At 65.7% G+C, this 22211-nt stretch carries 24 protein-coding genes, 2 tRNA genes and 2 pseudogenes; 12 read left to right on the plus strand and 16 right to left on the minus strand.

Features of this window, described 5'->3' with window-relative positions; translation table 11 throughout:
- Positions 1-585 precede the first annotated feature (585 nt).
- Genes ACLQ3J_RS10645 through ACLQ3J_RS10655 form a run of 3 tightly spaced genes read left to right on the plus strand, consistent with a single transcriptional unit; the run spans position 586 to position 2403 of the window.
- Positions 586-1731, plus strand: coding sequence for a DNA cytosine methyltransferase (locus ACLQ3J_RS10645; protein WP_169621050.1), 1146 nt, complete (start codon positions 586-588; stop codon positions 1729-1731).
- 9 nt (positions 1732-1740) lie between these two features.
- Entirely contained in the window at positions 1741-2220 is a 480-nt protein-coding gene (locus tag ACLQ3J_RS10650; RefSeq protein WP_378528628.1) for a very short patch repair endonuclease, read from the plus strand.
- A gap of 48 nt (positions 2221-2268) precedes the next feature.
- Positions 2269-2403, plus strand: a complete 135-nt coding sequence (locus ACLQ3J_RS10655) for a hypothetical protein (RefSeq protein ID WP_425903179.1) — start codon at positions 2269-2271, stop codon at positions 2401-2403.
- 24 nt (positions 2404-2427) lie between these two features.
- Here ACLQ3J_RS10655 and ACLQ3J_RS10660 read toward each other — a convergent pair whose 3' ends face one another.
- Positions 2428-3576, minus strand: coding sequence for an acyl-CoA dehydrogenase family protein (locus tag ACLQ3J_RS10660; RefSeq protein ID WP_425903181.1), 1149 nt, complete (start codon positions 3574-3576; stop codon positions 2428-2430).
- Complete coding sequence (locus ACLQ3J_RS10665) at positions 3576-4808, minus strand: acyl-CoA dehydrogenase family protein (RefSeq protein WP_425903183.1); 1233 nt, start codon at positions 4806-4808, stop codon at positions 3576-3578. The genes ACLQ3J_RS10660 and ACLQ3J_RS10665 overlap by 1 nt, the downstream gene beginning before the upstream one ends.
- Before the next feature lie 355 nt (positions 4809-5163).
- Between ACLQ3J_RS10665 and ACLQ3J_RS10670 the strand changes: the two genes are divergently transcribed.
- On the plus strand, positions 5164-6057 hold the full coding sequence (locus tag ACLQ3J_RS10670) for a TIGR03619 family F420-dependent LLM class oxidoreductase (protein WP_425903184.1): 894 nt from the start codon (positions 5164-5166) through the stop codon (positions 6055-6057).
- Positions 6058-6114: 57 nt separating this feature from the next.
- Here ACLQ3J_RS10670 and ACLQ3J_RS10675 read toward each other — a convergent pair.
- The 3 genes from ACLQ3J_RS10675 to ACLQ3J_RS10685 form a co-directional block, all read right to left on the minus strand.
- Positions 6115-6187: transfer RNA gene (locus ACLQ3J_RS10675), tRNA-Arg, on the minus strand.
- Between the two features lie 36 nt (positions 6188-6223).
- Positions 6224-6315 (minus strand) — tRNA-Ser (locus ACLQ3J_RS10680).
- A 74-nt stretch (positions 6316-6389) separates the two neighbouring features.
- Positions 6390-7100, minus strand: a complete 711-nt coding sequence (locus tag ACLQ3J_RS10685; protein WP_378528625.1) for a dienelactone hydrolase family protein — start codon at positions 7098-7100, stop codon at positions 6390-6392.
- 62 nt (positions 7101-7162) lie between these two features.
- Between ACLQ3J_RS10685 and hisC the strand changes: the two genes are divergently transcribed.
- Entirely contained in the window at positions 7163-8242 is a 1080-nt protein-coding gene (gene hisC, locus ACLQ3J_RS10690; protein ID WP_296551684.1) for a histidinol-phosphate transaminase, read from the plus strand.
- Positions 8243-8352: 110 nt separating this feature from the next.
- A complete protein-coding gene (locus ACLQ3J_RS10695; RefSeq protein WP_378528623.1) occupies positions 8353-10026 on the plus strand; it encodes a bifunctional metallophosphatase/5'-nucleotidase in 1674 nt (557 codons plus the stop codon).
- A gap of 9 nt (positions 10027-10035) precedes the next feature.
- On the opposite strand, the gene ACLQ3J_RS10700 is transcribed toward ACLQ3J_RS10695, so the two are convergent.
- Positions 10036-11007, minus strand: a complete 972-nt coding sequence (locus tag ACLQ3J_RS10700; RefSeq protein ID WP_425903187.1) for an alpha/beta hydrolase — start codon at positions 11005-11007, stop codon at positions 10036-10038.
- Positions 11008-11197: 190 nt separating this feature from the next.
- Here ACLQ3J_RS10700 and ACLQ3J_RS10705 point away from each other — a divergent pair, with 190 nt between their 5' ends.
- Positions 11198-11611: a flavodoxin domain-containing protein gene (locus tag ACLQ3J_RS10705; protein ID WP_378528621.1), complete on the plus strand. Its 414-nt coding sequence runs from the start codon at positions 11198-11200 to the stop codon at positions 11609-11611.
- Positions 11612-11901: 290 nt separating this feature from the next.
- Here the strand turns inward: ACLQ3J_RS10705 and ACLQ3J_RS10710 are convergent, their stop codons facing one another.
- Both ACLQ3J_RS10710 and ACLQ3J_RS10715 read right to left on the minus strand, forming a co-directional pair.
- On the minus strand, positions 11902-12228 hold the full coding sequence (locus ACLQ3J_RS10710) for an AzlD domain-containing protein (RefSeq protein WP_422424040.1): 327 nt from the start codon (positions 12226-12228) through the stop codon (positions 11902-11904).
- The gene (locus tag ACLQ3J_RS10715; RefSeq protein ID WP_425903189.1) at positions 12221-12877 is read right to left on the minus strand and encodes an AzlC family ABC transporter permease; all 657 of its coding nucleotides are present in this window, start codon (positions 12875-12877) and stop codon (positions 12221-12223) included. Before ACLQ3J_RS10715 ends, ACLQ3J_RS10710 begins: the two co-directional genes overlap by 8 nt.
- Before the next feature lie 388 nt (positions 12878-13265).
- On the opposite strand from ACLQ3J_RS10715, the gene ACLQ3J_RS10720 reads away from it, so the two are divergent.
- Entirely contained in the window at positions 13266-13550 is a 285-nt protein-coding gene (locus ACLQ3J_RS10720; protein WP_422424042.1) for a hypothetical protein, read from the plus strand.
- Positions 13551-13612: 62 nt separating this feature from the next.
- Positions 13613-13843, plus strand: a pseudogene (locus ACLQ3J_RS10725) (IS30 family transposase); the annotation flags it as partial.
- A gap of 1086 nt (positions 13844-14929) precedes the next feature.
- On the opposite strand, the gene ACLQ3J_RS10730 reads toward ACLQ3J_RS10725, so the two are convergent.
- Complete coding sequence (locus ACLQ3J_RS10730; protein ID WP_425903190.1) at positions 14930-15187, minus strand: hypothetical protein; 258 nt, start codon at positions 15185-15187, stop codon at positions 14930-14932.
- A gap of 171 nt (positions 15188-15358) precedes the next feature.
- Between ACLQ3J_RS10730 and ACLQ3J_RS10735 the strand changes: the two genes are divergently transcribed.
- Positions 15359-15763, plus strand: a complete 405-nt coding sequence (locus ACLQ3J_RS10735) for a hypothetical protein (RefSeq protein WP_425903192.1) — start codon at positions 15359-15361, stop codon at positions 15761-15763.
- Positions 15764-15849: 86 nt separating this feature from the next.
- On the opposite strand, the gene ACLQ3J_RS10740 is transcribed toward ACLQ3J_RS10735, so the two are convergent.
- Complete coding sequence (locus ACLQ3J_RS10740; RefSeq protein ID WP_425903193.1) at positions 15850-16356, minus strand: hypothetical protein; 507 nt, start codon at positions 16354-16356, stop codon at positions 15850-15852.
- A gap of 184 nt (positions 16357-16540) precedes the next feature.
- Here ACLQ3J_RS10740 and ACLQ3J_RS10745 point away from each other — a divergent pair, with 184 nt between their 5' ends.
- Together ACLQ3J_RS10745 and ACLQ3J_RS10750 are read left to right on the plus strand one after the other, a co-directional pair.
- Positions 16541-16720 carry a hypothetical protein gene (locus ACLQ3J_RS10745; RefSeq protein WP_425903195.1) on the plus strand — a complete coding sequence of 60 codons (180 nt, stop codon included), beginning with the start codon at positions 16541-16543 and terminating at the stop codon, positions 16718-16720.
- 163 nt (positions 16721-16883) lie between these two features.
- Positions 16884-17072, plus strand: coding sequence for a hypothetical protein (locus tag ACLQ3J_RS10750; RefSeq protein WP_425903196.1), 189 nt, complete (start codon positions 16884-16886; stop codon positions 17070-17072).
- Positions 17073-17335: 263 nt separating this feature from the next.
- Here ACLQ3J_RS10750 and ACLQ3J_RS10755 read toward each other — a convergent pair whose 3' ends face one another.
- The 6 genes and pseudogenes from ACLQ3J_RS10755 to ACLQ3J_RS10780 all read right to left on the minus strand — a co-directional run bounded on the left by ACLQ3J_RS10755 (position 17336) and on the right by ACLQ3J_RS10780 (position 22165).
- On the minus strand, positions 17336-17746 hold the full coding sequence (locus ACLQ3J_RS10755) for a hypothetical protein (RefSeq protein ID WP_425903198.1): 411 nt from the start codon (positions 17744-17746) through the stop codon (positions 17336-17338).
- Between the two features lie 42 nt (positions 17747-17788).
- Complete coding sequence (locus ACLQ3J_RS10760; RefSeq protein ID WP_425903199.1) at positions 17789-18505, minus strand: Fic family protein; 717 nt, start codon at positions 18503-18505, stop codon at positions 17789-17791.
- Between the two features lie 72 nt (positions 18506-18577).
- Positions 18578-19224: pseudogene (locus ACLQ3J_RS10765) on the minus strand (RES family NAD+ phosphorylase).
- The gene (locus ACLQ3J_RS10770; RefSeq protein WP_425903201.1) at positions 19225-19719 is read right to left on the minus strand and encodes a hypothetical protein; all 495 of its coding nucleotides are present in this window, start codon (positions 19717-19719) and stop codon (positions 19225-19227) included.
- A complete protein-coding gene (locus tag ACLQ3J_RS10775) occupies positions 19716-19913 on the minus strand; it encodes an antitoxin Phd (RefSeq protein WP_425903202.1) in 198 nt (65 codons plus the stop codon). The genes ACLQ3J_RS10770 and ACLQ3J_RS10775 overlap by 4 nt, the downstream gene beginning before the upstream one ends.
- Positions 19914-20458: 545 nt before the next feature.
- Positions 20459-22165: a hypothetical protein gene (locus tag ACLQ3J_RS10780; RefSeq protein ID WP_425903204.1), complete on the minus strand. Its 1707-nt coding sequence runs from the start codon at positions 22163-22165 to the stop codon at positions 20459-20461.
- Positions 22166-22211 lie beyond the last annotated feature (46 nt).

Raw genomic sequence — 22211 nt, forward strand, 5'->3', positions numbered from 1 at the left:
GATCGCACCAAATAATTGGCACTGACATTCATCGGCACACTGTTGAGTTCTCAAAGAACACGCACACACCATCACTCACGAATTTCACAACTCGCTCGTTCCGGGGCAACTGTTCCAGCCTAGATCCCGCACCACACAGACGCAAATCCGTGCAGCTTCCGAACCCAGGGGCAGTACGAAACCTTACCAGAAGATTTCGAACCAGATATTCAGGCGCTCTCGTCCAACCTCGTTTTCCCAGTCCCTGTAGGTCCGGGTCGGTGTCCGTGTCGCTCTGACCTGGATTAAGTTACGCGAGCACCCCCACAAACACCAAATCGCCAGGTCAACGCCGATTTGCAGGGAAGAACCCGCCGGTCGGTGTGCCGGCGGCGCGCCGCGGCCCCCTATAGAGAGGGCGATCTGTAGAGAAGGTGTCCATCTATAGGGAGACAGGTACAGCACCTCCCCCGGATTCCGGGAGACAGCAGCAAGATGCCGAGCTCCGGGGCGTGATCCTGCGTCGGGTCACGGATGCCCCTACTACTCGAGTAACGTTCTCGCTTGAGTTGAGCGAGGAAGGGTGCCGTGACGTCGTCGGGGAACATGGTGGGGCTGTTCGCCGGAATCGGCGGCCTCGAGCTTGGGCTCGGGGAGAACGGGTGGAATACCGAACTCCTGTGTGAGGTCGACCCCGGTGCACAAGCGGTGCTGCGTGCCCGCTTCCCTGACGTTCCCCTCCATCCGGATGTCACCCAACTGCGTTCCTTGCCGCAGGGGACCGAACTGGTTGCGGCGGGCTTTCCCTGCCAGGACCTGTCCCAGGCCGGCCGTACCGCCGGCATCACCGGAACGAAGTCGAGCCTCGTGGACGAGGTGTTCCGTCTCGTCCGGCGCAAGAACGGGCCGCGCTGGCTCGTCATCGAGAATGTTCCGTTCATGCTCCAACTCAGCCGCGGTGCTGCGATGCGCCACATCACGGATGCGCTCGAAGACCTCGGGTACACGTGGGCCTACCGGGTGGTGGACGCTCGCGCCTTCGGCCTCCCCCAGCGCCGGCAGCGAGTGCTCATGGTGGCCTCCCGCACCGACGATCCGCGCGCCGTCCTGTTCGGGCAGGATGCCGGCATGCCGGTCGACGGGAACCCCGACCTGTTCCCGTGCGGCTTCTACTGGACGGAAGGTGTGCGCGGTTTGGGTTGGGCGGTCAACGCCGTGCCCACCCTCAAGGGCGGTTCGACTCTCGGTATCGCAAGTCCACCGGCAGTGCGATTGCCGTCCGGCGAGATCGTGACCCCGGGGCTGACCGATGCCGAACGACTCCAAGGATTCGACCCCGACTGGACCGCACCTGCCACGCAGGCGGTGGGTGTCCGGACCGGGCACCGCTGGCGCCTCGTCGGCAACGCCGTCAGTGTCCGGATGGCGACCTGGGTGGGACATCGGGTGAACAATCAGATCGACTACACCGCCGATCACGAAACTCCCCTCGAACCCGGCGATCCGTGGCCCACCGCGGCATGGGGTTCTCACCGCAAAGCATTCCGCGTGCACGAATCGCAGTGGCCCGTCCACGACCCCTACGAGGACCTCGGCGGATTCCTCGACGATTCGCGTCTGCTGTCGGCTCGCGCGACCGCCGGCTTCCTCCGGCGGGCACGGTCGGGCAGCCTCCGCTTTCTCCCGGGATTTCTCGACGACGTGGAGAACCACCTCGACCGCATGGGCGGCTTCCCGCAGGCCGCCGCGTAGGAGGTCGCGATGCCTCCGTCCGACGAACTCCGGCCCGCACGACCGCAGACGGACGCGCGTACCAGCGCACGGATGAGCAGGCAACGCCGTCGGGACACCGCTCCGGAAGTGGCGTTGCGACGCGAACTGCATCGCCGCGGTCTGCGCTTCTATGTGGACCGGGCGCCATTGCCCGGCGTGCGACGCCGAGCCGACCTGGTGTTTCCTCGCCGACGTGTCGCGGTGTACGTCGACGGCTGCTTCTGGCATCGGTGCCCACTGCACGCGACCGATCCGAAGAACAACGCCGAGTGGTGGGCCGACAAACTCGCAGGCAACGTCAAGCGTGACCGCGACACGGATTCTCGCCTGGCCGCTGCGGGGTGGACGGTGATCCGGGTGTGGGAGCACGAAGACCCGATCACGGCCGCCACGCGAGTCGCGGAGGCGCTCACACCCCCGCCGGAATCACCCGCCGGTTCTCCTCTGGACGACTCCGGCACAGATTGAGCAGTAATTCGGATGCGCGCGCGGGCACGACCGCGCTTCACTGGAGTCATGGTCGAGCAGAAACCACGGACCCAGCGAGGCACCCAGCCACTGTTCAACGATTCGATGACCGGCAAGTCGGACCTCGTTCTCGTCATCGCCTTCGCTGCGCTCGTCGCGACGACGTGGTGGCTCCTGCTCTGAACTCGTGCGCCGACACCGTCCGAGTCAGGCCTTGGTGAGTTCCGCGTACCGCGCGATGTGGTGGTCCGCGGTGCCGAACTCGTACTCGATCGCCGTCAACCGCTTGAAGTAGTGCCCGACCGCGAGTTCCTCGGTCATGCCCATTCCCCCGTGCAGCTGGACGGCGTTCTGCCCGATGAAGCGCGCGGCACGGCTGATGGTCGCCTTCGTGGCCGAGACGGACCGCGCACGGACGAGATCGTCCGCCTCGAGGTGCATGACGGCCAGGTACACGGCCGATATCGCCTGCTCGAGTTCCATGTACATGTCGACCATGCGGTGTTGCAATGCCTGGAAGCTGCCGATCGGGTGACCGAACTGCCGGCGTTGTTTCGTGTACTCGACGGTGTCGGCGAGCACCTTTCGCATGAGGCCGACCGCTTCTGCCGCCACCGCGGTGGTGGCTTCGTCGATCCCCCGGGACACCGACGGCCACGCGCCGCCCTCGTCACCGAGCAGCGCGTCCCCGGGGACACGCAGACCGGAGAAGGTGAGATCCGAGGCGCGGCGATCGTCGATGGTTCGATACGAGTGCATCTCCACTCCGGCCCGAGGGTTCGCGGGATCGAACTCGACGAGGAAGAGAGAGACCCCGGCGGTGTCGCGGCGGTCACCGGATGTGCGGGCGGTCACGAGTAGATGTGTTGCCAGCGGCGCGCTGGTGACGACGATCTTGGCACCGTCGATCACCCACTCGCCGCCGTCCCTGCGCGCGGTGGTCGTCACGTCGTGGAAGTCGTAGCCGCTCGTCGGTTCCGTTGCCGCGAACGCGGTGACCGCCTCCCCCGACGCAATCGCTTCGAGTACTGCGTGTGCCCGGGGCCCGCCGGCGCGATGGAGCATCCCGCCCCCGAGCACAACCGTGTCGACATAGGGCTCGACGACAAGGGCGTGCCCCAGAGCTTCGGCCACGACCATCAATTCCACCGGGCCACCGTTCATTCCTCCGACGTCTTCCGGGAGAGTGGCGCCGAGGATGCCAAGTTCTTCGGCCAGGGCCCGCCACACGTCGGGCTGCCACCCCGCGCCGGTGGTCGCTGCCGTGCGGCTCCGGGCCAGGTCGTACCGGTGTGCAAGAAACCCGGTGACCGAATCGCGGAGAAGCTCTTGCTCTTTGCTCAAACCGAAGTCCATCAGAGCCCCAATGCTGCTTTGGCGAGGATATTTCGCTGAATCTCGTTGCTACCGGCATAGATCGAGCCCGCGCGGTCGTTGAAATAGCGCAGCGGCGCTACCGCTTGCCAGTCGTCGCCACTGACGTAACCGTCGGCGGGCGGTTCGTAGTCGGCGATCGGGCCGCCGGGCGCAGTGACGTGCGGTTGGTACACGCGCCCCCGTGGGCCGGCGGCCTCGAGAGCCAACTGCGTCAGCGTCTGGCTGAGTTCGGTGCCGAGCACCTTGAGCATGGATGAGGCCGGGCCCGGGTCCTTGCCCGCGGACAGCGCTGCGAGGGTGCGGTATTCGAGGATCTCCAGTACGTCGGTACGAATACGGGCATCCGCGAGTCTGGCAGCGAATGCAGGATCGTCGACGAGCGCGCGACCGGCGGGGCCGGGTTGCCCCGTTGCCGCGACAGCGATGCGCTCGGCGAGGACCTGGAGTGCGGGTGCAGCAGCTGCTCCACCTCGCTCGAACACCAGCAAGTACTTCGCGACGGACCAGCCGTGGTCGATCTCGCCCAGGACGTTCTCCTTGGGGACCCGCACGCGGTCGAAGTACACCTGGTTCTGGACCTCTTCGCCGGAGGTCATCACCAGGGGCCGGATCTCGATGCCCGGGGAGGTCATATCGATGAGCAGGAAGGTGATGCCCTGCTGCTTTCGTTCGGTTCTGGTGGTGCGCACGAGCGCGAACATCCAGTTCGCCTCCGTCGCGTGTGTGGTCCAGATCTTGCTTCCGGTCACGACGAGATCGTCACCGTCGTGCACAGCCGCCATGCTCAGGGAGGCGAGGTCGGAACCGGCTTCGGGTTCCGAGTACCCCTGGCAGAAGAAGACGTCACCGGTGAGAATTCCGGGCAGGAAGAAGTCCTTCTGTGCCTGCGTGCCGTACGCGACGATCGCATGCGCAACCATCCGGATACCCATCGGCGACAAGGACGGGGCACCGGCGAGGATCGATTCGCGACCGAAGATGTAGTGCTGCGTCTGCGTCCAGTCGCATCCTCCGTGCTCCACCGGCCAGGCCGGCGCCGCCCATCCCCGCTCGTGAAGGATGCGCTGCCACTCCATGCTCGCCTCGTGGTCGGAGTACACGCTGGTGGCCAGCCTGCCGGCACGTCTCAGGTCGGGAGTGAGCTTCTCGTCGAGAAAGGCACGAACCTCGTCCCGGAAGGCCGCGTCGGCGTCGGACCACGCAAGTTCCATGTCTTCTCCCCCGCAGAGCGCGACCGCCAGCCGTCGGCTGATCGTGCGAATCGTCGTTAACTTCTCGGTGCCGTCCCGGAATCTACTGTCGTTCACACAGCCTCGTCAATACACCCTTTGGGCCGGTACCGGCGTCGTTTTGCTCCCCCACCGAACCCGACGAGCTCCGGGCGGGCAGTGCGCCAGGGGTGAGATGCCGGATTCACTCGCGGGCCTGTCGGCGCCGCACCGCACGTGACCAGTGGTGACTGCGGTCACAACATCCGGTAGAACAGTCTTCTGACAATGGAATAATTGCACTCTCCGATTGGATGATCATGACTCTTGCAGAGTGCCTGCGCACGGAGGTAGTCCGTTGAAGTTCTGGACCGGGACCGCATTCATGAAGACGACCGAAATGCCGGCGGTGGCGACCATGCTCGACCAGGCAGGGTTCCACGGCGTGCTGGTCTCGGACCACCTGATCTATCCGAAAGAGATGAAGACCGTCTACCCGGGGCACGAGAGCGGAAAGATGTTCTGGCACCCGGAGACGGACTGGCCCGACGCGTGGGTGCTCATCGGAGCCATGGCAGCCGTCACCGAGAACCTGCACTTCGGCAACAACGTCTACATCGCGCCGTCGCGCCCCCTTCTCGAGGTCGTGAAACAGGTGGGCACCGCAGCGGCTATCTCACACGGCCGCGTGTCCATCGGCCTCTCCGCCGGTTGGATGCGCGAGGAATTCGAGTTGCTGGGCCAGGACTTCGACAACCGCGGGCCGCGCCTCAACGAGATGATCGAGGCGCTGCGCGCGCTGTGGAAGGGCGGGTGGGTGTCCTTCAAGGGCGAGTACTACGACATCCCCGAGATGACGATCGAGCCGCACCCGCCCGCACCCGTACCGATCCTGTGCGGTGGAGAATCGACAGCCGCACTCAAGCGAGCCGCCCGCTACTGCGACGGCTGGGTCGGCACGGCGTACACCATCGACGACGCCGAGAAGTGGATCGAGCGGATCAACGGTTACCGGCGCGAATTCGGACGTGAGAACGAACCGTTCGACATCATCCTCGGTCTGCGCGACCAGCCGTCCACCGAGCTGTACAAGCGGGCCGAGAAGATCGGGATCACGGGGGTGATGTGCTCGCCGTGGGCCAACTGGGAAGCCACCCATTCCGGCGACCACGATCACCTCCTCGGGACCGCGGAGCGCTACCGCGAGCCCATCGAGCGATTCGCGGAGGAGATCATCGCGAAGCTGGTGTGACACGGCCCGCAATGCGAGAACACCCCGCCGGCAATGCCGGCGGGGTGTTCTTCTGCGTGCGCCCGAAGGGATTCGAACCCCTAACCTTCTGATCCGTAGTCAGATGCTCTATCCGTTGAGCTACGGGCGCAAGGTATTCAATTGTCGTCAGTGACGGTACACCAACTGGCGGAGGCGAGAGGATTTGAACCTCCGGTCCCCGGTAAGGGGGACAACTCATTAGCAGTGAGTCCCATTCGGCCGCTCTGGCACGCCTCCTCGGGGATTCGAAGCTCTCGAACCGCCGGGACGAAAGATTACACATGCACCGCACCGAAACGCAAAACGGCTGGTCAACGCAGGTGAGCGTCGAACCAATCGTAGATGCGGCGTCGCGCGTCGACGATCGCCGCTTCCGCGTGATCGGTCTCGGGATCGAGGGAGTCGTGCACGACCGGCGGCTCATCCGGCCGGTGGGCGAGCCCTTCGTAACTGACCACAAGCGCCGGTGCATCCGACCGGCCCGCAGCCTCACGCAAGGCTGCGACCTCCGAGGGCGGAGTCTTCGGGTCGTCGTCGCCGTACAGGCCGAGCCACGGCGCCCGGAGCGACCCGACGATGTCGACGAGCGATCGCGCACCGTGCTGCGTGGCCTGGACGATGCCGGGCGAGGCCACGCTCACGACGGCACCGACGGCCCGCTCCGCGGCGACATAGAGCGCGGCGGTGCCCGCATCGTCGAACCCGAGCACCCCGATCATGTCGGGGCTGATCCCTTGCCCGGCGATCCACCGGAAGGTCGCGTCCACGTTCGCGTAGAACTCGTCCCCGAACTGCTCGGCGTTCTCCGCACCACGAGCATCCTGTGTCGGCTCGGGCGCGACGACGAGCCACCGATCGTCGGCGAGCGTCTCGATGAAGTCGCGGAGGGCCCGCGGGAGTCCGTGGGAGCGGTGCAACACCACGATGCTCCCGCGCGGCCCCGAATCCGGACGAACCACTGTCAGCGGTACGTCCCCCGTACCACCGATCCGTGGCGCAGCATCATTGCTGGTTTCCGGCATGGTGTCCACGATGACACGCCCACCGGGTACCCGCACGGAATCGTCGGGAGCATAATCGGCTGGTGACCCCTCGGACCCGACCCGACCTCGCCTCGATCCCGGCCTACGTTCCCGGACGGACGTTTCCCGGCGCTGTGAAGCTCGCCAGCAACGAGACGACCGCCGGCCCGTTGCCCTCCGTGCGCGAGGCCATTCTCGAAGCCGCCGCCGATGTGAACCGGTATCCGGACAACGGCGCCACGGCGTTGCTCGCAGCGCTGTCGGAGCGGCTGCAGGTCCCCGTCGAGAACATCGCGGTCGGCTGCGGATCGGTGAGCCTGTGCCAGGAACTCGTGCAGGTCACCTGCGAGCCCGGCGACGAGGTGATCTTCCCGTGGCGATCGTTCGAGGCGTACCCGGTGGTCGTGGCGGTCGCGGCCGCAACCGCGGTCCCCGTGGCGAACACCCCGGAGCACGGCCACGAGCTGAAAGCGATGCTCGCGGCCATCACCGACCGGACCCGCCTGATCTTCATCTGCAATCCCAACAATCCGACCGGCTCGCTCCTCGGGAAGAAGGAACTCGAGCAGTTCCTCGACGAAGTCCCGTCCGACGTCGTCGTCGCACTCGACGAGGCGTACTTCGAGTATGTGCGGCCCGCCTCGGACGACGACTTCGCAGACGGTCTCGACCTGGCGAAGAACCGCCACAACGTGGTTGTACTGCGGACGTTCTCCAAGGCGTACGGACTTGCGGGCCTTCGGGTCGGGTACGCGGTCGCCGGCCCCGAACTCACCGCGGCCATGAGCAAGGTGCACACCCCGTTCTCGGTCAACACGATCGCGCAGAAGGCTGCCATCGCGTCGCTCGAGGCCGCCGACGAACTGCTCGCGCGCACCGAACATGTCGTCGCCGAGCGTCACCGCGTGCGCGATGCGCTGCTCGACGCCGGCTACGACGTGCCCGAGAGCGGTGCGAACTTCCTCTGGCTGCCTCTCGGCGACCGGTCTGCGGCCTTCGCCGAGGCGGCGGCAGAGGCAGGCGTGATCCTGCGGAACTTCACCGGTGACGGCACGCGCGTGACGATCGGCGACCCGCACGAGAACGATCGGTTCCTCGCCTTCGCGACAGGACCGGGGCGGGCACTCGCAGGGCTCGCCTGACCTGTGACGAGACCCAACCGTTATCCCTAGGTATCGGTGACGTGACCCTGCGCTGACACACTCGGGCGGTTGATACGGACCCGACTCGGAGGCGCTGCATGGATGGAGGCATGGCACGCCGTGCCCTGTCCGCCTGCGCACTCGCGGCAGTCGTGTGTGCAGGTACCGGTGTCGCACCCGCTGCTGCGGAACCCCCGAACGTGGTGCCGGTGCGCCTGATCGCCTTCGGCGATCTCCACGGCAACCTTCTGCCGCCGCAGGGACCGCGCAGTGAGGTCGTCAGGTCCGACGGAACCTCCGTCGCCGCAGGTGGGGTGGCGCATCTCGCGGCCTACGTGCGTCAGCTACGGGCACAAGCAGACCATTCGATGCTGTACGCCGTAGGCGACACGTGGGGGTCGTCCCCGCTCGAATCGGCGATGTTCCACGACGAGCCCACCATCGAGTTGCTGAACGATCTCGACGTCACGGCCGCCGCACTGGGCAATCACGAACTCGACCAGGGATACGCTGAGCTGACCCGTCTGCGTGACGGAGGCTGTCACCCCGACGACGGGTGCCGTTACGGCGAGACGTTCGAGGGTGCCCGCTTCCCCTTGCTCGCCGCGAATCTCACGACCGACGACGGGACGCCTGCCGCGCTGCCGTTCAGCATCAGCTATGTCGACGGAATCCCGGTCGGCACCATCGGCGTGCTTCCCAGCAACACGCCGGACTTCATCCGGTCCGACTCCATCGCGGGCCTTCGATTCGGCGACGAGATCGAAGCGGTGGACCGAACTGCCGACCTACTCGATTCGCTGGGGGTCCGCGCCGTCGTGCTGCTCTACAAGGGCGATATCGGCGCCGGTGGGCAGAACGACCCCTGCAATCCCGTCGACGGGCCGGCGAACGTCGTCGCCACCGCTGTGTCCCCGAAAGTCGATCTGATCGTCACCTCGGATGGTGACAAGCACTTCAACTGCACATATCCCGATCCGCTCGGCCGGCCACGGACCGTCGTGCAGGGCGCCTCGCACGGGCGCATCATCTCCGTCGCAGACCTCATGATCGACCGCGAAACCCGCGACGTACTGCGGGATCACACGCTGGCTTTCACCCAGGTCATCACCCACGACATCGAACCCGACCCACAGACCCAGCAGTTCGTCGAACGCGCAAGCGAAATGTCCGACGCGGTCGCCGGTCGCCGCGTGGGTTCCGCCTCGGCGGACATCACCCGAGAAGCGGGTCCCAGCGGCGAATCCGCCCTCGGCAACCTCGTTGCCGATGCCCAGCTCGCAGCAGCCCGATCAGTGGGAGCGCAAGTGGCACTGACGAATCCAGGCGGCCTTCGCAACGACCTCATCTGCGGAGAAAACGGAGTCGTCACGTACGGGCAAACGTATGCAGCACAGCCTTTCGGCAATCGCCTCCAAGTGCTCGAACTCTCCGGCTCCCAACTCGACGAACTTCTCGAGCAACAATTCCAGAAGACGGCGAACGGCAACGCCCTCGAATGGATTCTCGCGCCGTCACACAACTTTCGATACACGCTCGACCGGATCGCTCCTCCGGGCGATCGAATCCGGGACCTCACGATCGACGGGGAGCCGGTCGATCCCGAACAGCACTACCGCGTGGTGGTCAACGACTTCCTCGCGGAAGGTGGTGACGGCTTCGACGTCTTCACCCACGCCCGGCACCGAACCGGCGCCGGAGAGGAACTCGACGCTCTCAACGCCTATTTCGCGGCCCACGATCCCGTCGTCCCGCCCACAACAGACCGCATCCACATGCACTGAGCCGCGAACCTACAGTTGGAGAGCGGCTTTCAGCGTCGGCCACGCGGTCTTGATGTCGTCCTGCCAGTATGCCCACGAGTGGGTACCCCACGGCCGGTATACGACCTGCGCCGGAATATCGAGCTGCCGCAGGCGACGGTCGAAGGTCACCGTGCACGCCAACGTGCCGACTTCGAGCGGCGTACCGCCGGTCAACACTTCCTCACCCGAACCGAAGTCGTAGGGGCCTACGAGACCGTTGCCCGTACTGAGGAAGATTTCCTTGCCACGCAACCGCTCGGCGAGCAGGTACGAATCGTGTTCCTCCCAGACCGGGTCACCGGGAGGGCCCCACATGTTGTCCGGGTTCCCGCCCTTGTAGGCGACGGTTCCGCGCACCGAGTCGCGGGACGACTCACGCGAGGTATCGAAACATCCGCTCAGCGCCGCAACGCCTCGATACAGATCGGGGTGTCGCGTGATCAGGCTCATCGCCCCGGTCGCCCCCATCGACAATCCGGCGACCGCGTTGACCCCGTTGCCGTGGAACCGTGCATCGATGAGCTGCGGCAGTTCCTGCGTCAGAAACGTCTCCCACTTGTTGACGCCGAGCACCGGGTCGGGCTTCCGCCAATCCGTGTAATAACTAGCCGTGCCGCCGATCGGGAGCACGACGTTGACGTTCTTGTCGGCGACGAACTCCTCGATGTCGGTGCGCTGAGTCCACGTGCTCTCCCTGAACTCGGACTCCTCGCCCGCGCTGACCCCGTCGAGCAGGTACAACGTCGGTCGAGGGCCGTCCCCGGCGGGATGGAGCACCTGCACGCGGACCACGCGCTGCATCGCGGGCGAGAACACTTCGACGTCCGTCCGCTGTTCGGTGATGACCGTCGCCGTGCGCTCGATCGCCGCGACAGGCGCCGGCTGGGCGTGCGAGAGCGACGGAATTCCTACTATCGACATCGCGACCACACCGAGCGCGGTGATGAACCTTTTCAGCATCGAGCTCCCCGTCCCCCGACGACATGGATCCTGATCCCAACTCGGCCGCGCATGCGCGGTCAAGCTCACTGGTAGCGGCCCTAGTCCCCTTCACCGAGATCGTGACCGGTCCCGGGCAGCGCGCAGCGCCGGCGGCGCCGGCTGGTGCATCCATGTTTCCCCGGATCGCGTGCGGGGAAACCCCTGGAACATGACCGTACTCGTCGTAGCCGGGAGCAACCGAGGAGTGACTCACCAGGTCGCGCAAGTGATCGCCGAGTCGCTCGGTACACGCGATATCGAGGTCACGTTGGGCGGGAGCAGCGATCTCGACCGCGTGGCGGAGTTCGAGGCGATCATCATCGGCAGCGAAGCCGAGAGCGGGAAATGGCCCGCTGCCACCGGAGATCTGTGCCGCCGTTACGCGGACGCCTTGATTCAGCAGCAGGTGTGGTTGTTCTCCGCGCCCGTGGAGGAGAACAGCGCCATCCGCGGCGAGGTGGAAGTGCCCGAACTCCTGGCGGCTCTCGCCGCGCGCGACCACAAGTATTTTCCGACTTCCGACACCGACGAAGTCATGACGTGGACGTCGCTCATCGCGGACGAACTCGAAGGAAACAGCTGACACGTCCCCGGGACGACAAGTCCTTCGCCGGGTCGGAGAAGGACAACACCCGGGTGCCGATCTGGTGGCCCGCACGCTCGGTGTCACCTTCGCCCCGAGGCCCGATACGCCGGTCGTCAAGGTGGAGAGGCCGCCGGAGAAGGTGCAGTACGCCCCCGCGCAGCAGGCCACCTCGGACACGGCTCGATGCGTTGCGATAGACCGGGGAAAGTCGACGCTCAGGCGCGACCACCTCACTGATCGCGATGGACGTGTCCACGACGATGCCGAATGGAGCCCGCCGACAGCGGTTACACAAGACCGAACGTCGCGCGCGCCAACGCAGTCACCACAGCGGCGGCAATGATCACCACCAGCATCGGAGCCCGAAACCAGGCCAGCACCCCGGCAGCCCCTACCCCAAGCACCCGAGCCCAGCCGGCAAACCCTTGGTCTTGCAACAGTGCGGTCGTCGCCATGACACCTGTCAGCAGAAGGATCGCCGAATCATCGATGAGTTGTTTGGCACGTGGTGATTCGGTCAAGCTGGCAGGCAGCGCGGGCCCCACCCAGCGCAGGACATACGTTCCCGCGGCGAGAAAAGCAGCTGCAGCGCAGATTACCCACAGATCACGCATCCTCGGCCTCGGCTCGCTCCGCGTCGACGGCGGGATCGATGGGTCGGGGGCGCATCAGAGGGAGGGCTAGAACAGCCAGCACCGGGGCGATGCCTTCGGGAAGGACGAGGGCGGCACCGACCGCGATCACCGCGGCTGCAAGACAGCCGTAGCGAGTACGAGGATCGCGTATCCCCGACATGATCAAGGCAAGTATCACAGCGGGGAACATGGCATCGAGACCGATGATTGCGACGTCGAACATGCGGCCGATGGCGGATCCGAGCAGGGCGCCTACGGGCCAAGTGATCAGAATACCGAGCCCGGACCAAGTGTAAGCAAGGCGACGCGCGGCAGGGGTCTGCTGGGCGGCGGCGAACGCTACGGTTTCGTCATTCACTAGATGAATTCGCGCGTACCGCTTCCAGCCGGTGCCGAGTACATCGGTCGCGGCGAGGCCGTAGGGCAGGTGACGAGAATTCACGGCCAGGGCTGCGGCAGCAGCGATCCATGAATTCGCGCCGCCGGCGAGCAGGCCTACGAACAACATTTCCGAGGAAGCAGCGAGAACGAAAAATCCGACCACGGGAGCAAACCAGGTCGGCAGGCCGGCGTTCACCGACATCGCGCCGTACGCCACGCCGACGACAAAGACGGCGCTGGCGACCACCGCTGCTTCGTACAGCAGGCGACGCCGAGAATCGGCGATCGACTCTGGCACTCAGACTCCTTTCGGGGGCGCCATCCGATATCCGCGACCGTGCGGTTGCTGCGCTCGCAGCGAACCATAAGAGTCCGCATCGCGCGAGGGCATACGCGGTCCTGCGGTCCGAGGGACGCTTTATCGCTGACAGCCATGGTGAGGTTCAACTCTCGGTAGTGAGCAATTTGCATCGTCGGCACCAGCGCCAAGAGTAGGAACCCGTGGGCAATGGGGCACCGGACGGATCGTTAGCGGCTTCGACGGAATCAGCATGAATCCATTCCCGGTCTCCGGTCACCTCGGCGAACTGGTCGACCATCGGCTGAACTTCCTGTAGCCATCCGCTCACACCAAGATGTTCGCCTTCCGCGGTTACAAAATCGGCGGCGCTGTTGATCTGATGCGCCAACTCACCGAAAAGGCCGCCGCCTACTACCGCGACAACGGCACCGGTGTCATCCTGATTTCGGCCCTCATAATCGTGTTTCCCGTCGCGGAAAGTACCGGACGTGTCGATCCGCCTCAGTGTCCGATGAGAGCGCCCACTCGGCAATCGGTATCGACGATTTTTGCAATCGCCTTCGCTGACGAGATCGAGACTGCGACCGTGCACCGCGTTTGGATGACGTTCGGCTACTAGCCGATTCGACGTTCCGTGGGTTCACGCGGTGATCGCAACACCACTGATCAGAAGGGTTGCGCATGGTTGCCTATTCTCACCGGATGGTTCCTGAGATCTTTCAAACGTTCTGGGCGGGGATGGCCGCAGGCGAGTTCATCACGGACGCCACGGCAGCGGCCGGCACGTTCACGAAGCAGGGCACCAGATGGCTCGCCAGTTGCGGCGGAGTCCGTCCCCGCCGAGGTCGTAACCTCAAGGGTCGGTGCTTGACATTCGCGGAGCGCGAAGAGATCGCTATAGGTATCGCTGCAGCCATCCCCGGTACGGGGTGGCTGCCGGCGGCGGCCGGCTTTCCCCGGCCGCAGGGTCCTGCGCCGGCTGATGGGAACAGGGCGGCTTCTGCGGCGCACGTGGGTAGGTCGCAGAGTCCTTCTGCGACCGGCTCCGGCGCGCAGCGTCCTGGGCCGCCAGGTCACTCACCTCCGCATCGCTCACCTGGTCCCACGTGCGCCGCAGGAGCTGCTTCGTATCGGTGCGGGAGTATCGCGGGGACGGCAAACAGAATTGGGCACGCAGTGCTCGTTTCCGCCCCTGTTCCTGGTGGGCGCAAGGCTCCCGGAACGGGCGTCGAATGGGTATTTCGTATGCCCGGAATTCGGCTTATTCGCGTTAGTTTGGATTGGGTATGGAGATCACCGCTGCGGGAAGTTTTCACCGGGCGCAGGAGCCATTCTTGGCGGCCGTAGAGAATCGCGGGAACGGTGTGGCCGGGGTCGCCGGCCGCCGTGAGTGGCCACAAAAGCCCAGGTCAAGGGGTTGTGGCGGTTCTGCGGCGTCGCCGTGGTGTTCCTGCGGCGCCGTAGTGGCGTCTCGGCGGCCGGTGCGACAGAAACGCCATTGTGCGGATGGTGGCCGGACACTCTCCGGCGGCTTGCCGCCGTACAGCCTCCGCAGCCGGGTCGCTGATTGGCGGTTGCGCGGATAGTGCGCCGCCACTGTGCGTACATCAGACGCACTGTTGCCGTAGAACTGCCGCTCTACGGCCACTGTGTCACCGCAGTGACGCCGCACTGTGACCGAATGGGCGATACCGCCACACAACCGCCACCGTGAAGCCTCTGTGTGGCTAATCTGCGGCGTCTGTCTGTCCGTTGTACGTCCTGGCGTACCTAGTGCGGCTGGTGCGCGGATGGTGTGTAGCCGCTCAACGGCGTATCCGCCGCTATGTAGCGGCCCCTCCTTCGCCGCTGAGCAGCCGCAGTGCAGCCGTTCAGTGGCGGCTGTGCGGCGATACTGCGCCACCGTGACGCCGGCGGGCGTGATGGCGGAAGTACGGAAAGAGAACCCGCACCCTGCGTCGATTCAGAGTGCGGGTTCGGTGGCCGGGGACGGGTGTGTCAGACGTGCGGCCAGTCGACCGCGTGGAACTCGGCGGTGATGCGTGCCGTTTCCTGTTCGACGTCGGCGCGGTCGTCACACCCGAGGGCCTCGAGTCCGGCCTCGACGGCGTCCTCGAAGGAGGAGTAGGCGCCGATCGGGTTCCCGTCGTGCGCCCACCACGCACGGATGTAGCAGCCGTTCGGCGAGGGACTGAACCCGATAGCGCGGCCGTGCCGGCGGATGGTGGGGCTGTTGGCTGGGTACCCGTGACGCATGCGGTGATGTTCTCACGGCGTCGGGCTCACACTCGCGCGGATCAGTGCGCCCAGAACTCCTCGAGGAACTGCCGGCGCTCGTCTTGGGTGAATAGCACCCACAGCGGGGAGAGGTTGCGCATGTCGTTGCCTGTCTCGTCGTCCCGGGCGACCACGGCTCGGAACTCCTCGATGTCGTTGCCATCGCACGATCTCACCATGGGGTGCCGCGAGGCAATCTCCGACGCCGACCGCGCGAAGGTCGACGCGATCATCTACGAGGTGATCCACGGCGAGATCCGCAAGACCAACAGCTTCGGTGAGCCGACGGGTGATGCGTTCACGCTCCGTGAGCTGATCGTCACCTCCTCCAAGGAGGAGCTGACCTGGAAGGTCACCGAGCGCGGCGAGATCTCTCGCTGGGGCAACGACAAGACGGTCCTGTACATCGCCTACGTGGCGCGGAAGGAGGCTGCCGGCGCCATCGACCGTGAGCTGAAGGGTGCCGTCGCTGAGGCGGTGGCCGAGGTCAAAGCCGTGGTCAAGGAGTCGGTGTCCGCCGATCTCGCGGAGCGCATCGTCGAGGCCGTGCGGTAGCCGGTTCTCCTCCCTGTCTACCGGTGATGACAGCGACTCCTGGGTGCATCACAGCACTCAGGGGTCGCTCCTGCTTTCGGTCGCCGCTATCCGCGAATCACGATCTCGATGGCGCTCGTGTCCACGCCATAGGTTTTAGCGAGCCCGGCCTTGGCCTGCGCGATCGTGAGAGCCGCAGACGCCGCGGGTAGCGTTGCCGCCACAGCGGTTTCGCGTTCCACCCGTTGAAAGTCCACTCCGTCGAGACTGATCCCGAGGGCGTCGAGGTTGGCGTAGCGGACCGGATTTCGATCGCCGGCCCACACGTCGGCCTGGTCGATGCGGGCGTACTCGCTGAACTCGATCCTCCACCGCCCGTCGGTGTCCGTGGCCGGACTGATTCGAGAGATGCGACCGATCATGAATGCGCTGCCGTGGGGCTCGTTGCCGTCGGCGTAGTCCTCCGCGTTGTGCGCATTCTGCGTGCACACCAACCATTCGCACTTCTTGGCACGAGTGGGGTCGAGCACCCACGCCTGGGAGCCCCCTTCTCTGAGGATCTTGTCCAGGCTCTTGGCGGTGAACACGACGACAGTGTCTTCGATCTTGGTCATACCGACACCGTACCAAGTATCTACGAAGTATCAGGCTTTTATATTCGATCGTCGCGTGTGCAGGGGTGGGTCAGCTCGAGGGCTGCCAGTGCATGTCTCGCAGCCGAATGCACCGCCGGGGACCGGCGGCGGGAGCTGACGCGACCACGAAAACCTCTCTGACACAGAAGGACCCACGCGCCCCATGCTGCAGATCACGCTCGACCTCCACGCTGCGACCGATCTGGTCGACAACTCCGCCGAGTGGTTCCGCATGAGCACGAAGCCACCGCTCGACTACCTGATCAGATCCGTCGACAACGCTCTGCACCGCTACGTCGACGAGGTCCTGCGCGAGACGCACGGCGTCGGCCGCGGCCACTAGCAGGCGCTGCGCACCGCGCAGGATGACCCGAATCTGACCTTGGAGCAGTTCTCCGCGGAAGCCACAGCCTTCTACACCCCCAAGCCAGATCGACGACCTGCTCGCCTCGCTGACCGCCAGCGGTTGGCTACGCCTGGATCCGATCGAGCCGGGCACGACCGCCATGCAGACCACCGATGCGGGCCACGCACTGCTCGAGCAGGTGGGCCGCATGCAGGCCCGCACCGCACAGATCGCGTCCGAGGGAGCTCTCTCCGAGAACTACGAGACTGTCCTGCGGACGTTGGCCACAATGCTCGACAACCTCGATGCGGCAACACCGCCATCGGAGCCGGAGTCGACCACGGCCTGACCGGGCCGGTCGAGACCCGTGGGCGCGGCCGGGCCTGTCCGGTGGGGTTGGCGTGCTGACCTGCACCCCGGTGCCCTACGCAAGCCGGACGGCCGGTCGAAGTCTGCTTACGCTCGCCGATGGTCTCGGAATCACGTGATCCACCAGCGCTCCGGTGACGACACTGAGCTGGGCGAAAACAGAAGAACCCGCACCTGCCGGTGAAGGCAGAGTGCGGGTTCTGTCAGCGGGGCGAGGCAGCAGCCGGATGGTCGGGCTCTTCGCTACGTGAGGGGTACGAAACGTAGCGTCCAGGGTCCCCTGGTGTTCTCGATCTGGAGGGTCACCGGGCCCGTGGAGGCGTACGTGGTGACACCCGACGTCTCATTGGCGTTGATGAACGAGGACCCCTTCGTCCCGTCGCGATTCACCGGCTTCACGATCAGATGACCCGACGTGTTCGTGTACTGGACCATGTAACCACCTCGTTCGAGGTTGGCCGTCTGGACCGACTCGCCGGATCCACTGATCTCCACCGGCGCCGTGGGGGCAGGCACAGCGGTACTGCTGGACGCCGTCGACACAGCCCGCGGAAAGGTCGGCGTACCTTCCTCGGCCTCGGTCGAGGCCTGGCACGCCGTCGCCGCCAGGCAGACACCCACTGCCAACACGGCAGTGGTCACAACTTTTCTCACTCAATCCTCCTTGTTGCTGCAGAGGCTACAGCTGGGCGAACGTCAGCTCGTCGGTGGTGGGTTCTGTGGCCGGCTCGAGCGGTCGTAGAGGCCCTGCCGGCGGACTTGCTTGCTCCAGTTCGGAAGCGGGGTGACTCCGCGCTCCCGCATCATGGCCTTCACCGGCTCGTGCTCGCCGTAGACGTACGCCTTGGCGAGCCGGTCGTTGAAGGTGTCGGCCACCTGGGGGTCATGCTCGTCGACGGGTACGACCAGCGTCCGGCCGTGGCCGGTGAGCAGGCTGTTCGCGGCGAACAATGCGGTGCGCTTGTTGCCGTCCTCGAACGGCTGCGCCTTGGCGAGCTCCACGAACAGGTCCAGGGCGTTCTCTGCGACATCCCTACTGCGGGTCGCAGAGTCGATCAGCTGCGGCAGCCCCTCCTCGGTCAGTGCGGGCGGTGTGTGCCGGCCGTAGCGGGTTCCGACGCCGATCTGCTGGTCGTCGGTGCGCAGCTTGCCGGGGTGCAGTGCGCCGCTGCGGGTGATCTGCGCGTTGATCGCGCGCACGTAAGCAGCGTCGATCGGCTGCTCGTGTCGGTCGATGATGAACTGCGCGACGTCCCGGAGGTCCTCGAGCAGCGCCAGGTCGGCGCGGGAAGTGACACCGTCCAGGCTTCCTGAGCGCAGGAAGTTCGAGGTCGCGAGGCGCCCGGTGGCGAGGCCGTCAAACACACGTCCCGCGGAGAACACGACGCCGGCCAAGTCGGCGACGGTGATCATGGTTGGCAGCGCTCCTTCTCTGTGTAGTGGGTGATCGGTGGTGCGGCGGCGCAGTCAGTGTGCCCAGCCAGGTCAGACGATCGCGTAGCCGAGCTGATGGGCGGCCGTGGCGATCTGGCGGTCGAGCGCGGGATGGGCGAGCGGCAGCGACAGCGCCGGACGAGCAGGGAACGCGTCGGCGGCGCGTTCGACCAGGGCGACGCACACGCTGCCGGCGTAGCGGCCCCGGTAGATGATGCCGCCGAGACCGCTGTGCGCGCGGTGGATGGTGCGGGCCCAGTGCTGGCTGGGGCCGTGCGCAGCCGAGTCCAGGGCATGATTGCCGCCGACGCGGGTGGCCCACGCGCCGCCGCCGATCCCGGACACATCCAGCAGCTGCAGCGGCCGGGTGATCCGCAGCCGGTCAGGTACGGGTCGCCGTACCGGCGGTCGATGACCCGCGCCGACTGGAATGCCTCGGCCAGGGCGCCGCGCGGGCTGGAGACCCCGTACCAGATGCCGTAGTCGGGATGCTCACCTCGCGGGAGCGGATGGTGGTCGAACCGCAGGACCGGCCCGAACGTGCGCATGCTGTTCCACGGCAGGACGTGACCGCCGGCGGTGCGCTGCACCCGCCACAGCAGTTCGGCTGGCTGCCAGGTGATCAGTTCCTTGGGCCGGATTCCGGCATCACGAACCGCTGCCACCGCCGGCGGCGGTGGCAGGGTCACTGCGCCCATCTACGCCGATTCCCAGGTGGCGGCGCGGATCACGTCGGCGGCCTGCTCGATCTCGGTCGCGGTGCCCGCGCAGCCGGTCAGCCACGCCACGATCGACACCGGGCGTCCGTCCACGACCAGAGCCGGCTGCGGCGTGGTGAGCAGCGCCTGCACCGTGAGCGGGTGCAGCTCCTTGCCGAGCAGCGGCAAGATCTTCTCCAGGTGCGGTACCGCGCCGTCGGCGGTGAACTGGCCGGGTGGCAGCAGCCGGTTACGGCCCGAGTCGAACGCCCACAGGGTGCCGTCGGCCAGACGCTGGCGGATGCGGGCGGTGGTGACACCGAGGCGCTCCGCGGCGTCAGCGACCGACAGGGAACTCTGGACCAGGTCCTGCAGGCGGATGTCCCGATCCACGCGTGCCGCCATGGCGGCCGCAGGGTCGGTGACCAAACCGGCCTCGGCCAGCAGCGTGGCGTCGTGGTCGGACAGCGCCGGCCCGGCAGACGGGTCTGTCATTCCAGCCTGCGGTTCAGTTCGGCGGACACCGTGGCGACCCTCTTCGCTACCTCCGCAACCTGCCGCTTCCTCGAGCTCGCAGCGGCGATGACGGCATCGTGCACGAACGTTTTCAGCGACACGTTTTCGCGTTCGGCAGCCTCCCGCAGTTCCCTGTGCTCTTCGTCGGTGAACGTGATGTTCAGTGATGGCACGGCGGTGGTCCTTTCTCACCAGTCCCTCGCCAGGATGCCTCGTCGCTCAGCGGCCCGGCAACGGTGAAGCCGCATCGGCGGCGGGCCCCCGGCCTCAGATGATCAGTCGCCGAACCCGAAACCTCGGTTGCGCTGGCTGTTGGTGTTGCTGCCGAGCATCGAGTCAGCTCAGTAGCTCCTGATTTCTGCGCGATCACCGACGAGAATTTCGGTTCCCGCAGCGTCTCCGGCAAAAGGCCACCTCAGCGCGTATGTCGTCGAGTGCCGGGTAGATTGACCGGCCAACTGGCCACCTGACGAGCTTGAGTAGAGGACCAGGGCGCCGAACTGGTCTTATTCGCCGGAGTCGCTAAGCAGGGAAGCCTGTCCCGGTCGCTGCTCTTTCGGGATCAGCCCTTCACTGAGATTGCGTCGATGCTACCGCCGACAGCACCCCGATCGGCGCAGGTCTCCGCGTTGTCAAGCATCGACCGGGCCGCTCCCGACACGTTCGGCCAGCAGACCGTCGCGTTCACGGCGACGGCGCTGCCGCCGTGTCGTCGTGTTCAGGAACCGACGGTGATGCCTGGTGCGACCGAGTGGTCGATCTCCGCGGGAGCCTGGCTTGTGACTGATGCTCCGTCTGAGATCACCGCAGCCAGGTTGTCGATGTGCTCGTGGTCGGCGTCAGCCGGAAACATCCACTGGACGTCGCGACGGTCCGTGGTTATGCCGATGGTTGGGCGCACACCCGCATCGTGATTCGAGCGTGGGCGCACGTACCTAACCTCGTCCAGCGGATAGATCGAGCCGAGTTCGCCGTGCCGCAGAAGGGTTCTCGGGGTGGCGGTGACGATCCGGCGGTCAGTTACTGCCACGAAGGTGCTCGAAGCGAGCTTCTCGACCACTGCGCCGGCCTTGCCCGGAGCGAGTGCGTCCCAGGTGGCGTCAACTCGTTTAGCGAGGAGCGCTGGTATGACTCCAGTGAGGTTGTGAGCGCCAGTCTCGTAGGGGAACGCGACGCTGCGAAGCGTCTCGCCGTCCTCGAGGAACCACCGAAGGACATGAAGGTACGGTTCAAGATCAAGGTCGGAGGGCGCGCACAGAGTCTCTGGTACAGCAGGCATCTCGGCTGCCGGATGGAGCGTGTTGGCCAGTGGTTCGATGGCTTCGAGGAGCTGCTTGCACGTCAGTCGGGTTGCCTTCGCGTCTTTGCGCTTCTTCGTGAGCGGAGCCGTAGCTCGGCCGGGGAGCTCGGCGATGATCCGCAACTCGCGCACGAGTGATGCCGTGAGCAGCCTGATCTCATGGAGGGACTCTTCGATCTCGGCGGGTAGGTTCCGCGCGATCTGGTCGAAGAGCTGCGCTTCGCTCTCGTCGCTGACGCTTCGGGTTCGGGCGAGCGAAGCACGAATCGCCTGGTACTCGGCGCGTGTCTTCAGCGAACTGAGCAGCGCATACGTGTCGAAGACGATCGCTTCGGCGTTGGACTCGAGGTACTGGCGGCGCGCGCGTCCGTCCAGTTTCCGTATCTCCTGAACGTGTCCGACCACGTTCTTCCGATAGAGCTTCAACTCTTTGTGAATCCTGGGGCCGCTAGAAGCGATGGGCTCCCAGACAGAGTCCGTGATGGTATCGAGTTCGCGAGCCTCCTTGATCGCCTCGTCGACGGCCTCCGCGAGCCCTTCAAGTTCGGCCCACTGCTCGTTCCGGATAGTCTTGAGTACCTGTGCAGTGAGCGCGATGTTGGTGCGGACGAGACCCGAAATTTCACCGAGCTGCATCTGGAGCGCGATCATGGCCACGGCCGGGCCGATCGCTGCGGCGGCCGCGGCGGCCGTCATCGAAGCCGGAATGAAGCGTGCCTGCGCGACCACCTGACCATCCTTGAAGATCGCTCCGAGCAGTGCGCCGTCTTTTCCGGCCATCTGCCCGCCGCTCTTCAGCAGGGACAGCGTCGCATCGTTGACCCGGTAGAGACCCTGCGCACTTGCTACAGCCTCCGCAACGTTTCCCACTATCGCGCCCACGTTGCCGAGCGAACCCAGAGCAGTCGAGAGCTGTGTCCGATCAAATGATGGCACCAGATCGAGGCTGATGAGTTCGAGGCCTTCGGGGACTTCACCGAACACCACTGCGACACCGGGTGTCACCTCGACGAGGGTCATCGATGGTGCGACTTCCAGAGCATCCGAGCTGTTCTGCTCCACTTCATCAGGCCGCATGTCAACGCTTTCGTCTTCGCTGGCAACCTCTTCAGGCGCGCCGTCCATGCGTGCTCTCCTTCTCGTCGGCTAACGCGGTTTCGACTTCTTTCGA

The organism is Rhodococcus sp. DT1 (assembly GCF_049844875.1).
Lineage (GTDB): Bacteria > Actinomycetota > Actinomycetes > Mycobacteriales > Mycobacteriaceae > Rhodococcus.